This is a genomic window from Streptomyces sulphureus DSM 40104 (assembly GCF_000381025.1).
Lineage (GTDB): Bacteria > Actinomycetota > Actinomycetes > Streptomycetales > Streptomycetaceae > Streptomyces > Streptomyces sulphureus.
The window spans coordinates 326,146-338,068 of sequence record NZ_KB905817.1; the positions used below are offsets into that span (position 1 = coordinate 326,146).

The window sequence follows — 11,923 nt, forward strand, 5'->3', positions numbered from 1 at the left end:
GACGGGTCCATCCCCGCGCACGCGGGGAGCAGTCCAGGTCGCCCAACGTTTTGATGCGGCGGGCGGGTCCATCCCCGCGCACGTGGGGAGCAGCACCCGAAGAAGACCGAGGCAGCCGTGAAGACGGGTCCATCCCCGCGCACGCGGGGAGCAGTTCCCGCTTCCTTTTCATCTCGCCGAAGCTTCGGGTCCATCCCCGCGCACGCGGGGAGCAGCGCCCAGTGACCAAGACAACGCCGTTCGCAACGGGTCCATCCCCGCGCACGCGGGGAGCAGTCTCGTTGACCTGCGCGTTTATCGGCCGCTGACCCCCGTTGAAGCAACTTTCTCCGAAAGCGACAAATAAGGCACCCTTCGGCCGGGCAACTCCACAGTTGCCGTAAGGGACTTGCGTCCGTAGCAGCACAGTCGCCCAGGCTCCTCCTCCGGCTGACAGCTACTCCCGCCGGTGCCGTCCCGGGACGGCACCGGCGAGCATCGAGCCTTCAACTGCCGCCAGAATATGGCAGGTTCAAGCACAGCTCCGCAGCTTGACGATCGGCGCCTCTCCCAACAACCCAACAGGCACCAGTCGCTCCCATCGAGCACAGAGGCACACACAGCACGACCCCTCGCTCCCACCCCAACAACTCACCCGCACCGGCGAATTCGTCGGACCGCGACACCGTCAACCGACAGACGTATTCGATACGACCGACCGCCGCCGATCCACAATCCCCTCAACGATCCTCATCACCCGCTCCCCCACCTGATCGATACTCCCGTTCTGCACACTCACCTGCGCCCCTTCGAGCACGAACGTGATCTCGGCCACCGCTTGCTCCGGCTCGGGAAGCCCCGCCTCGGTGCACATGTCGAGCAGCCTGCGGGCCTGGTGGGCCTTGTGTTCCTCGATCACCTGCCGTGCCGGATGGGAGCGGTCGGGCAGCTCGGCAAGGGAGTTGACGAACGGGCAGCCGCGGTACGTGAGCGCCGGCAGCCCCTCGGCGACGAAGCGGGCCACGGCGAGGATCTGCTCCCCGGGGAGGCCGGGGTGCTCGGCCTCGGCGTCGTCGAAGGCCGCCCGGTAGTCGGCGGCGACGATCCGCAACCACTCCGCGACCAGCTCGTCCTTGGTGCCGAAGTGCCGGTAGAGCGCCATCTTCGTGGTCTCGGCACGCTCGGCGATCGCCTGGACGCCCACCCGCCGAATCCCCTCGTCCCGGAAGAGTTCTTCCGCCGCGTCGAGGATGCGCTCGCGCGGTGGCAGTTTCGCGACTCTGCTCGGTCTCCTGGCGGTCGGTGCCATGGCCGCTCCTTGACGTCGGTCGAATGCGTGGCCACCACACTAAGGTACCCCCGCGTGCCATTCGATACCGCACGGTACCGTATGGTTCTTTACGGTATCGTCCACAACGCCGGGAGTGACAGTGAGAGTTGCCGAGTACGTGAGCCACGACGCAGTCGGGCTCGCAGAGCTGGTGGCCCGAGGCGAGGCGGCCCCCGCCGAGCTGGAAGCAGCCGCACGCGAGGCCGCTCAGGCGGTCGACCCGCACCTCGACGCCGTCGTGGAGACCTGGCCGTCCGACGACGACCCCACGCCCGGCAGCACACCGCTGTCCGGTGTCCCCTTCCTGATCAAGGACATCGGAGTCTCCATGAGCGGGAGACGAACAGAGCTGGGCAGCCGCCTTGCGGAGGGCAACGTCGCCGCCGCCGACTCCGCACTCATGGCGCGCTTCCGCCGCGCCGGCCTGGTGACGTTCGGACGCACCGCGGCACCGGAGCTGGCCTTCAGCACCACGACGGAGCCGGTGCTGTACGGCCCCACCCGCAACCCGTGGGACCCGGAACGGAGCGCAGGCGGGTCCAGCGGTGGCGCGGGCGCCGCCGTCGCCGCGGGGATCGTGCCGCTCGCACACGGCACCGACGCGGCCGGCTCGCTCCGCATCCCCGCCGCCTGCAACGGCCTCTTCGGGATGAAGCCCACCCGCGGCAGGGTCTCCATGGGACCCGACGCCGACGAGGTCTTCAACGGCCTCGCCGTGCACGGCAGCGTCAGCCGCTCCGTACGCGACAGCGCGGCGCTGCTCGACCTGGTCCACGGCCCCGAACCGGGCGACCCCTACTTCGCCCAGCAGCCGTCCCGCCCCTACGCGGAAGAGGTCACCCGCCACCCCGGCGCGCTCAGGATCGGCGTCCTCGCGCAGGCATGGGGCGGACACCGCACCACCGGGCCCGTGACCCGCGCCCTCTCCCGCACCGTGGATCTGCTGGAGTCCCTCGGCCACCGGGTGGACGAGGCCGAGGTCGCCCTCGGCTCCGACTGGGACGAGTTCGTCACGGCCAACGCCCATCTGTGGACGGCGAACCTGGCGGCCTCCGTCGACGAGCTGGCCACCGCCTTCGACCGCCCCATCGACTCCTCGACCCTCGAACCGACGACCCTCGCCAGCTACCACTACGGACGGCAGGTCAGCGGCGCGCAGTTCGTCACCGCCCTCACCGTCCGCAACCGGACAGCCCGCAGCCTCGCCCGGTACTTCACCGACCACGACATCCTGCTCACCCCGACCCTGCCCGAACTCCCCGTACCCCTGGGAACCCACACCGAGAACGCAGCGGAACTCGACGGCCACGGCTGGCTCCGCCGCGTCTTCGACCATGCACCGTTCAGCGCGGCGTTCAACGTGGCGGGCACACCCGCCATGTCCGTCCCCCTCACGACCGACGACGCGACCGGACTCCCGATCGGCATGCAGTTCGCCACCGATTACGGGTCCGAGGACCGCCTCTTCCGACTCGCCGGTCAACTGGAACGGGCACTTCCGTGGTGGGGGAGGACGCCTGGGGTGTGGGCGGGGAATTGTGCGGGAGGAGTGGTGGCGACTGGGTAACGGGGCTCGGTGGCGCGTTAGTTGACGAGTCGTGGCCGGCCCGGTCATCCCGACATGGAACTCCCGCTGCCGCGGAAACTGGGCGGGTGCCGGATCTTTCACTCGGCCGGGGAGGCGCAGTGCGGACGCATTTCGGGCGGGCGTTCTCGGGGGCGACCCCGCATGCGCGGGGAGCAGTTTTGGAGCGGCTCGTCGGCATGGATCTGCCGGGGTCCATCCCCCGCACGCGCGGGGAGCAGTCCCAGTAGTCGCGGCTGATGTCTGCGAATGCGGGTCCATCCCCGCACGCGCGGGGAGCAGGCGGCCTTCCAAGGGTGCCCTCGGGAGACCGGGGGTCCATCCCCGCACGCGCGGGGAGCAGTCCGAGGTCGGCCGCGGCGTCTTCCCAGATGAGGGTCCATCCCCGCACGCGCGGGGAGCAGGCGGCCTTCCAAGGGTGCCCTCGGGAGACCGGGGGTCCATCCCCGCACGCGCGGGGAGCAGTCCGAGGTCGGCCGCGGCGTCTTCCCAGATGAGGGTCCATCCCCGCACGCGCGGGGAGCAGGCCGTGGCCTGCTGCACCGGCCGGTAGGCGGTGGGTCCATCCCCGCACGCGCGGGGAGCAGAACGATCACCAGGAAGTTCAGACCGCAGCCCGGGGTCCATCCCCGCACGCGCGGGGAGCAGGGCCAGGAGGCGGTCGGCGGGTGTGCCGCCGCGGGTCCATCCCCGCACGCGCGGGGAGCAGGGCCTGCTGTTCGGCGTGGGTGAGGTCGTCGGGGGGTCCATCCCCGCACGCGCGGGGAGCAGTACCGCGGCCGTGAGCCGATCACCTTCGAGGCGGGTCCATCCCCGCACGCGCGGGGAGCAGGCGGGCCGGGGTGGGTGGGGAAGGCCGCCGCCGGGTCCATCCCCGCACGCGCGGGGAGCAGTCTCGATGACCTGCGTGTTTATCGGCCGCTTACCCCCGTTGAAGCAACTTTCTCCGAAAGCGACAAATAAGGCACCCCTCTCCGTGGTGGCCGACCCGCCGCGGGCGGCCTCGTTCACGGTGCTGGTCGGTAGCTCGACGACTCAACCCCCGGACGCGAGTCGTGGAATCGTCGTGTTCGCGGGCCTCACGACGGCCCACACCGGAAGCACCCTGGCCAACACTACGAGTCAGAGGAGGTGTCGTGCTCCTCGGATGCTGAAGGCAGATCGTGCTCGGCCCCGGTCGCGGGCTGTACCGCCAGGTGCGATGAGAAAGGCCGCGCGGCCCAGGGGTCGAGGTGGTCGGTGTGTTTGTCGCAGCTCGAGGCGGAGGTGCAGATTCCTGAGAGCGGCGAGGCACAGCTTCCGGGGTGATGCCTGAACGATGGGCTGAGGGCTATGGCATTCGTGGACTCCGCGGCACGAGAGGCAGGTTCCTCAACGTGCGCTGAGCCCAGGAAGGTTGGTGCGTCCGGACGGTGGCTCACGCCTGCCCCTTCGCCCTGGGCCGCCCGCACCTCGCACGGTCGCCGGAGCACGTCGGTCAGTCGCCCCTCCCTGACTCCGCCAGCGCACCTCAGAGGTGAAGCCGAGCATCGCCTGCATCGCCAGGAGCGTCACCAACTCCGCATCGCCGAGCCGAGGTGCGATACCCGCCACGGGCCGCTCCGGCTTGAGTCTTGGTGAGCCTTTCAGCGGGTCATCGATCTTCACGTACGGTGCAGCGGCGAGGGAGTTCAGTCTTATGCACACCGACAGTGGACTCCCTCGCCTCGTGCACGCAGCCGATCCCCTGGAATGCATCGGCTAGCGGAACGACGGGAGCACCTGTTCGCTCCACACCCGGAAGAACTCATCCTGATTCGGGCCGATTTGCTGGACGTAGAGTTCGTCGAACCCGGCGTCGACATAGCTCTGGACGGCTGCCCGGTGCCGTTCCACATCCGGGCCGCAGACCATTTGCCGCCCGACCGCCTCGCGGGAGACCAGCTCGGCGGCGGCAGCGAAGTCCTTGGGACGGGTCAGTGTCGACGGGACCTGTCCCGGCAGCAGCTCAGTGGCCCACAGCCGGTGTGCCAAGTCCAGCCCGGCTTCCTCGGTCTCTGCGTAGCACACCTTCATCCCGCCCTGGACGACACGCTGCCCGCCCCCGGAGTCGCGGTACAACTGGACCAGTTCGGCGTTGGGCGAGGCGGTGGCGAAGGCGTCGCCGATCCGGGCGGCCGTCTTGGTGGCGACGGGGCCGAAAGCGGAGACGGCCATCGGGACCGGCTCGTCGGGCAGCGTGTAGATGCGTGCGTCGTCCACGGAGTAGTAGTCGCCGTGGAAGGTGGTGCGCTTGCCGGTGTGCAGCCGCCGGATCAGGGTGACGGCTTCCTCCAGCATCTGCAGCCTCACCGGTGCGGGCGGCCAGGCCTGCCCGAGGATGTGTTCGTTGAGCGCCTCCCCCGTGCCCACTCCCAGTGTGAAACGCCCGCCCAACTGCACTGCCGCCGTGGCCGAAGCCTGGGCGATGATCGCGGGATGGATGCGGAAGGTGGGGCAGGTGACCGCGGTCCCTACGGGCAGGGACACCGCCTCGGACAGCGCCCCGATCACCGACCACACGAAGGCGGCCTGGCCCTGGCTGTCCTGCCAGGGGTGGAAGTGGTCGGAGATCCACAGCCGCTCGAAGCCGGCCCGCTCGGCCAGCTTCGCCTGTCGTACGAGCTCCTGCGGGGCGAACTCCTCGCAGGCCAGAAAGTAACCGATGCTCACCATGGCGATCGGAATACCGCGATACGCGTGCGGGAAACGGACCACCCCGCGCACGTCGCTGACTCGGCCCCCCACCGTCACCCCGGTGGGGCGCCGCCCGAGACACGCTTGCGCGCGTGCTGCCCGAGCGTCGGTGCACGCCGACAGCCACACCGACGTGCGGTGGTGCGTGAGAGCGCGAACACGTTCCGGGGACGCTGAAGGCTGCCTCACTCATGCCCCACACGCACTGGTCAGGGGGTGGTACGGGGTGAGACAGAACGGGGCGACGGCCCCACACCGCGTTGACATCCCGAGAACGCCAAAGGGCCCCGTGACCAGGATGGTTACTGGTCACGGGGCCCTCTGGAAGGGTGGCGGCGCAAGGATTCGAACCTTGGAAGGCTGAGCCGGCAGATTTACAGTCTGCTCCCTTTGGCCGCTCGGGCACACCGCCTGGGATTGTCGCCCGGGGCCCCGGGGGTGCTCCCTGGCAACGGGCTAAACCATACCTGATGACCCGGGGTGGTTCGCCACCCCGTTGATCAGCGGGGGTGGGCACGGTGGGAGCCGGGGCGGGGGTGGGTGGGCCTAGTCTTGCGGTTGCCCCGGTGTGCCGGGGGACATGACTGACGGACCACGACACGAGGAGCCAACTCACCATGGCCGACTCCAGTTTCGACATCGTCTCGAAGGTCGAGCGGCAGGAGGTCGACAACGCGCTCAACCAGGCGTCGAAGGAGATCTCCCAGCGGTACGACTTCAAGGGTGTGGGCGGCTCGATCGAGTGGTCGGGCGAACGGATCGAGATGCGGGCCAACTCCGAGGAGCGGGTGAAGGCGATCCTCGACATCTTCCAGGGGAAGCTGGTGAAGCGGGGGATCTCGCTGAAGGCCCTGGAGGCGGGGGAGCCGCAGGCGTCCGGCAAGGAGTACAAGATCTTCGCGACAATTCAGGAGGGGATCTCGCAGGAGAACGCGAAGAAGGTGGCGAAGGTCATCAGGGACGAGGGGCCGAAGGGCGTCAAGGCGCAGGTGCAGGGGGACGAGCTGCGCGTCACGTCCAAGAGCCGCGACCATCTCCAGGACGTCATCGCGCTGCTCAAGGGCAAGGACTTCGACTTCGCGCTCCAGTTCGTCAACTACCGCTGAGCGCAAGGCGGACAACCGGGCGGGACGAGGACGCCGGCTCCTCGGCGGTCCCGTCCGGCTTCTCCTGCCCGATCGCGTCGGGCGCCGGCGATGTTCAGCCCTCAGCGCCGTGGAAGCGCCGGAAGAGGGTGCGGATCTCGGCGGTCAGCTCGGGGGACGGTCCTGCCACCTGGATGTCCGGGGCGACCTCGCCGATCGGGAGCGTACGGACGGGCGGTAGCGGGGCCGCCAACTCCGTCAGCCACTGGGCGATTTGGGCGGAGGAGCTCGCGTAGACGACGTGGCCGAGGCCGACCCAGCCGCTGGCCGCCGCGCACATCGGGCAGTGCTCGGTGGAGGTGTAGACCGTCGCCGTGGCGCGCTCGCGGGGTGTGAGCAGGGACGTGGACAGGCGCGCCAGTGCGAACTCGGGGTGCTGGGTGCCGTCTCCGCCCGCCACCCGGTTGCGGTCCTCGGCGAGTACCTCGCCGTCGGCCGAGACGAGCAGGGAGCCGAAGGGCTCGTCGCCCGAGTCGAGGGCCTCGGCCGCCAGCTCGACGGTGCGGCGCAGGTACGTCAGGTCGTCCTCGTTCACGGGTCCTCACTTCGTTCGACATCGGTCACCGCGAGGGTAGCCCCGTCCGTCCGACGCCATGCTCCCGACGGACCCGCACGACGCCGGCCACCCGGCGCTCGCCGGCCGGCGTCCGGCGCGTCCTCGGTCCCGAGCCCGAAAGCCCGCACGGTACGGACACCGGCACCGGGCCGGAAGCCCGTCCGGCGCAAACACAGGCACAGCGCCCGGAAGCCCGCACGGCCCCTGCGACAAACCCGAAAGTCCGCGCAGCACGCACACCGGCACCAGACCGGAAGCCCGTCCGGCGCAAACACAGGCACAGCACCCGGAAGCCCGCACCGCCCCGGCAGCAGAGCCCGGAAGCCCGGACAGCACGCACACCGGCAGCCCTCACCGCGTGTCCTTCACCACACCCCGCCGGCCCGCCCGAACGCCGCCGCCCGGCGGCGGAAGCAGGGCTTCGCGTGTCCTTCACCACTCCCGGCTTCTCACCCTCCCATCCGGACTCCCGGCCGAGCGACGGGAGTTGAGAGCACCGGCGGTATGGCGAGCGCCCAGCCGGCGCGGAAGGAGGGCGGGGCAGGCGGGTCGGATGGCGAGACGGTGTTGCGCGGAGGCGCCGGGAGGCGTTGCATCGCGCCGTGCGAGAGCAGAGAGCCCAGCAGTACCCCGAAGAACCTCCGGACGAGGCGGCCCAGGGGAAGCCGCCCGGTTCGAGCGCCGACGGCGGGTCCCAGGACCGCTCGGCGCGGCGGGCCGTCACCGTCTTCCCCGTCCTCGTCCTTGTGGCGGGTGCCCTCGGGTTGGTCATGCCCGGCACCTTCGCGGGGGGCGGCGACGCGGTGCCCTACCTGCTCGGGATCGTCATGTTCTGCATGGGCGTGACGATGACCGTCGACGACTTCAAAGGGGTCGCCAAGCGGCCGTGGGCGGTCGCGCTCGGGCTGGTGGCGCACTACGTGATCATGCCGGGGCTCGGATGGGGCGTCGCGCACGCGCTCGATCTTCCTCCGCAGCTCGCGGCCGGCGTCATCCTCGTCGGATGTGCCCCGAGCGGGACGGCCTCCAACGTCGTCACCTACCTCGCGCGCGGGGACGTGGCGCTCTCGGTCTCCGTGGCGACCGTCTCGACGGTGGTGGCGCCGCTCGTCACGCCGCCGTTGACACTGCTCCTCGCCGGCGAATATCTGCCCGTCGACGCGGGGTCGATGGTCGCGGACATCCTCAAGACGGTGCTGCTGCCGGTCCTCGCCGGGCTCGTGGTGCGGCTGCTCGCCGGGCGGTACGTGACGAGGGCGCTGCCGGCCCTCCCGTGGCTCTCGGCCCTGACGATCGCCGCGATCGTCACGGTGGTGGTCGCAGGGAGTGCGGACGCGATCAAGTCGGCGGCGGCGCTGGTGATGCTCGCCGTCTTCCTCCACAACGGGCTCGGGCTCGGGCTCGGTTACGCGGCCGGGCGGCTCTTCCGCCTCGGGGAGCCGAGCAGCAGGGCGCTCTCGTTCGAGATCGGCATGCAGAACTCCGGGCTCGCAGCTTCGCTCGCGAGTGCGCACTTCAGTCCGCTCGCCGCGCTGCCGGCGGCGATCTTCTCCGTCTGGCACAACGTCTCGGGTGCGCTCGCCGCGGCGTGGTTCTCCCGCAGGGGACGCTGAGCCGCGCGGGAATCCGGCCGCCGGGCTCGCACGTTGGGGTTGCAGAAACTTTCCAGCAGAAGCGAGGAGTCCCGATTGAGTACGACCCCACCGGCGCACGCCGCCGGCACCCTTGCCCTCGGCGGCGACCTGCCCGTGCACCGACTCGGGTACGGCGCGATGCAGCTCACAGGACCCGGCGTCTGGGGCGAACCGAAGGACCCGGACGAGGCGGTCCGGGTGCTGCGCCGCGCCGTGGAGTTGGGCGTGGACTTCGTCGACACCGCCGACTCCTACGGCCCGTTCGTCAGCGAGCGCCTCATCCGCAAGGCCCTCCACCCCTACCGGGAGGGACTCGTCCTCGCCACCAAGGGCGGGCTGACGCGCGCGGGGCCCGACGACTGGCGTCCCGTCGGGCGGCCGGAATACCTGCGTCAGCAGGCGGAGTTGAGCCTCAGGCACCTCGGTGTCGAGCGCATCGACCTCTACCAGCTCCACCGGATCGACCCGCAGGTTCCGGTCGCCGACCAGCTCGGGGAGCTGGCCCTGCTCCAGCAGGAGGGCAAGATCCGGCACATCGGGCTCTCCGAGGTGAGCGTCGAACAGATCGAGGAGGCGCGGAAGCACGCGACCGTGGTCTCCGTGCAGAACCTCTACAACCTCGCCCACCGCGCGGCCGAGGACGTACTCGACTACGCCGAGCGCGAGGGCCTCGCCTTCATCCCGTGGTTCCCCATCGCGACGGGTGAACTCGCGGCGCCCGGCGGCCCGTTGGAGGGCCCGTCGAAGGACCACGGCGCCTCTCCCGCGCAGCTCGCGCTCGCGTGGCTGCTGCGCCGCTCCCCCGCGATGCTGCCGATCCCGGGGACGTCCAGCGTGGGGCACGTGGAGGAGAACATCGAGGCCGCACGGATCGCCCTGAGCGAGGACGAGTTCAAGGCGCTCGCCGAAGCGGTGTGAGGCGGCCCCGCCCGTGCCGTGGCAACCTGCGGCGCGACGTCTGCGTCCGCCGTGTCAGACCACAGCCCCCTGACACGGCGGGCGCAGCGGCCACTACGCTCGGCCGCACGCCCGAGAATCCGCCACAGCAACGGAGGCCCGATGGCTCAGCACGCTGCACCCGCACTCGCCCGTCTGCTCGCGACCGCCGGTACAGGTCACTTCGTCGCACCCCGCGTCTTCGAGGGGATCGTCCCCACGAGGCTGCCGGGCACGGCGCGCACGTGGGTCTACGCGAGCGGGGCCGTGGAGCTCGCGCTGGCGGCCGCGGTCGCCCATCCCAGGACGCGTGCGCTCGGCGGGGCTGCCGCCGCCGGGCTCTTCACCGCCCTCCTGCCGGCCCACGTGAAGATGATGAGGGACTGGCGGGACAGGTCCACCGCGCACAAGGTGATCGCCTACGGCCGGACGCCGCTGCAAGCACCGCTGGTGTTCTGGGCGTTGGAGGTCTCGCGCCGGGCCCCGCAGGAGTCCCTCCGCCCCGGTCGGCTGCTGAAGCGGCTGTCGGCGAGGAACAGCGGGGCCGCGAGCAGCTAGCTCACCACCCGGCGAACCGCTGGTCCGACGGGACCACCTGGCGGCCGAACGGCATCAGGGAGACGGGAATGAGCTTCAAGTTCGCCCAGCCAAAAGGAATGCCGATTATGGACAGGAAAAGAGGGATGCTGGTGAGAATGTGGCCGATCGCCAGCCACCAGCCGGCGAAGACGAGCCAGATGACGTTGCCGACGCAGGAGGGGCTCCCCGCGTCCCGCCGCTCCACGGTGGTGCGGCCGAAAGGCCAGAGCACGTAGCCGGCGATCCGCCCTGCTGCTATGCCGAACGGGATCGTCACCACGAAGACAAAGCAGATCAGCGCCGCCAGCGCGTAGCCGAGCGCCATCCAGATCCCGCAGAAGATGAGCCAGAGCAGGTTCAGCACCAGTTCGATGAGCTTCACCGCGGTTCCCCTCGCACTTCCCCGTCTCCCGGGACCTCCGGGGACGGCCTCGACCGAGCTTTCCACGCGGCTCGGACACACCGGCCACGTCCGGGCAGTTTCGCGCCACCCGAAGTGAAGGACGTCAACGCCCCTGGGCACGGTTGCCGGTTGGCCGTCAGTGCCGGCCGGCCATCCGCTCCAGCCTGGCGATGCGCTCGCCCATGGGCGGGTGGGTGGAGAAGAGCTTCGCCATGCCGTCGCCGCGCCGGAAGGGGTTGGCGATCATGAGATGGCTGGAAGTCTCCAGCCGGGGCTCGGGCGGGAGCGGGAGCTGCTGGGTGCCGGCCTCCAGCTTCCGCAGCGCGGAGGCGAGCGCGAGCGGGTCGCCTGTGAGCTGGGCGCCGGAGGCGTCGGCCTCGTACTCCCGGGAGCGGGAGACGGCGAGCTGGATGAGCGAGGCGGCGAGCGGGCCGAGCAGCATGATCAGCAGCATGCCGAGGAGGCCGGGCCCCTCGTCGTCGTCCGAGCGCCCGAAGGGGATCAGCCAGGCGAAGTTGACGAGGAAGACGATCACCGAGGCGAGCGCTCCCGCCACCGAGGAGATGAGGATGTCGCGGTTGTAGACGTGGCTGAGCTCGTGGCCGAGGACGCCCCGCAGCTCGCGCTCGTCGAGGAGGCGGAGGATGCCCTCGGTGCAGCAGACCGCGGAGTGCCGCGGGTCGCGACCGGTGGCGAAGGCGTTGGGCGCCGCCGTGGGCGAGATGTAGAGGCGGGGCATCGGCTGCCGCGCGGCTGTCGAGAGTTCGCGGACGATGCGGTAGAGCCCCGGCGCCTCGAACTCGCTCACCGCGCGCGCCCGCATGGAGCGGAGCGCGATGCGGTCGCTGTTCCAGTACGCGTAGCCGTTGGTGGCGAGCGCCACGACGACGGCGACGACGAGGCCCGTGGTGCCGAAGAGGCTGCCGATCCCCACGATGACGGCGGAGAGTCCCCCGAGGAGCAGGGCCGTCCTCAGCCCGTTGTGCCTGCGGTGCACAGTACGCCCTCCAGATGGTGCAGCAGGGGAACCCTGTGCCGGGTGCCGTCCCACCGGTCGGTGG

General features: G+C 70.5%; 10 protein-coding genes, 1 tRNA gene, 1 pseudogene and 2 CRISPR repeat arrays. Of the genes and pseudogenes, 5 read left to right on the forward strand and 7 right to left on the reverse strand.

Annotated features, from left to right (window positions below):
• The first annotated feature begins 2 nt into the window (after nt 1-2).
• Nucleotides 3-276: a CRISPR direct-repeat array (repeat unit 30 nt; unit sequence CGGGTCCATCCCCGCGCACGCGGGGAGCAG).
• A 391-nt stretch (nt 277-667) separates the two neighbouring features.
• Entirely contained in the window at nt 668-1,288 is a 621-nt protein-coding gene (locus tag F603_RS0116590; RefSeq protein WP_019547108.1) for a TetR/AcrR family transcriptional regulator, read from the reverse strand.
• A 121-nt stretch (nt 1,289-1,409) separates the two neighbouring features.
• On the opposite strand from F603_RS0116590, the gene F603_RS0116595 reads away from it, so the two are divergent.
• Entirely contained in the window at nt 1,410-2,876 is a 1,467-nt protein-coding gene (locus tag F603_RS0116595; RefSeq protein WP_019547109.1) for an amidase, read from the forward strand.
• Nucleotides 2,877-3,024: 148 nt separating this feature from the next.
• Nucleotides 3,025-3,787: direct repeats of the CRISPR family, unit length 29 nt; unit sequence GGGTCCATCCCCGCACGCGCGGGGAGCAG.
• A 607-nt stretch (nt 3,788-4,394) separates the two neighbouring features.
• Here the strand turns inward: F603_RS0116595 and F603_RS36555 are convergent.
• The 3 genes and pseudogenes from F603_RS36555 to F603_RS0116605 form a co-directional block, all read right to left on the reverse strand.
• A pseudogene (locus tag F603_RS36555) lies at nt 4,395-4,580 on the reverse strand (IS982 family transposase); the annotation flags it as partial.
• 54 nt (nt 4,581-4,634) lie between these two features.
• Nucleotides 4,635-5,588: a TIGR03557 family F420-dependent LLM class oxidoreductase gene (locus F603_RS0116600; RefSeq protein ID WP_019547110.1), complete on the reverse strand. Its 954-nt coding sequence runs from the start codon at nt 5,586-5,588 to the stop codon at nt 4,635-4,637.
• Between the two features lie 351 nt (nt 5,589-5,939).
• Nucleotides 5,940-6,021, reverse strand: a tRNA-Tyr gene (locus tag F603_RS0116605).
• 205 nt (nt 6,022-6,226) lie between these two features.
• Between F603_RS0116605 and F603_RS0116610 the strand changes: the two genes are divergently transcribed.
• Nucleotides 6,227-6,715 (forward strand): YajQ family cyclic di-GMP-binding protein, encoded by a 489-nt coding sequence (locus F603_RS0116610; protein WP_019547111.1) that lies wholly within the window; start codon nt 6,227-6,229, stop codon nt 6,713-6,715.
• 94 nt (nt 6,716-6,809) lie between these two features.
• Here the strand turns inward: F603_RS0116610 and F603_RS0116615 are convergent, their stop codons facing one another.
• Nucleotides 6,810-7,289: a nucleoside deaminase gene (locus F603_RS0116615; protein ID WP_019547112.1), complete on the reverse strand. Its 480-nt coding sequence runs from the start codon at nt 7,287-7,289 to the stop codon at nt 6,810-6,812.
• A gap of 623 nt (nt 7,290-7,912) precedes the next feature.
• Between F603_RS0116615 and F603_RS0116620 the strand changes: the two genes are divergently transcribed.
• From F603_RS0116620 to F603_RS0116630, 3 genes are all read left to right on the forward strand, one after another.
• Nucleotides 7,913-8,923 carry a bile acid:sodium symporter family protein gene (locus F603_RS0116620; RefSeq protein WP_019547113.1) on the forward strand — a complete coding sequence of 337 codons (1,011 nt, stop codon included), beginning with the start codon at nt 7,913-7,915 and terminating at the stop codon, nt 8,921-8,923.
• A gap of 75 nt (nt 8,924-8,998) precedes the next feature.
• Nucleotides 8,999-9,862, forward strand: a complete 864-nt coding sequence (locus F603_RS0116625) for an aldo/keto reductase (RefSeq protein WP_019547114.1) — start codon at nt 8,999-9,001, stop codon at nt 9,860-9,862.
• Nucleotides 9,863-10,003: 141 nt separating this feature from the next.
• Nucleotides 10,004-10,438 (forward strand): DoxX family protein, encoded by a 435-nt coding sequence (locus F603_RS0116630; protein WP_019547115.1) that lies wholly within the window; start codon nt 10,004-10,006, stop codon nt 10,436-10,438.
• A gap of 1 nt (nt 10,439) precedes the next feature.
• On the opposite strand, the gene F603_RS0116635 is transcribed toward F603_RS0116630, so the two are convergent.
• Nucleotides 10,440-10,841: a YccF domain-containing protein gene (locus F603_RS0116635; protein WP_019547116.1), complete on the reverse strand. Its 402-nt coding sequence runs from the start codon at nt 10,839-10,841 to the stop codon at nt 10,440-10,442.
• A 157-nt stretch (nt 10,842-10,998) separates the two neighbouring features.
• A complete protein-coding gene (gene htpX / locus F603_RS0116640) occupies nt 10,999-11,859 on the reverse strand; it encodes a zinc metalloprotease HtpX (RefSeq protein ID WP_016909619.1) in 861 nt (286 codons plus the stop codon).
• Nucleotides 11,860-11,923 lie beyond the last annotated feature (64 nt).

Bases quoted from the DNA above. Each gene is read 5' to 3' on its own strand.
- F603_RS0116590 (WP_019547108.1), bottom strand. From the start codon at position 1,288: ATGGCACCGACCGCCAGGAGACCGAGCAGAGTCGCGAAACTGCCACCG.
- F603_RS0116600 (WP_019547110.1), bottom strand. From the start codon at position 5,588: ATGGTGAGCATCGGTTACTTTCTGGCCTGCGAGGAGTTCGCCCCGCAG.
- F603_RS0116610 (WP_019547111.1), top strand. From the start codon at position 6,227: ATGGCCGACTCCAGTTTCGACATCGTCTCGAAGGTCGAGCGGCAGGAG.
- F603_RS0116630 (WP_019547115.1), top strand. From the start codon at position 10,004: ATGGCTCAGCACGCTGCACCCGCACTCGCCCGTCTGCTCGCGACCGCC.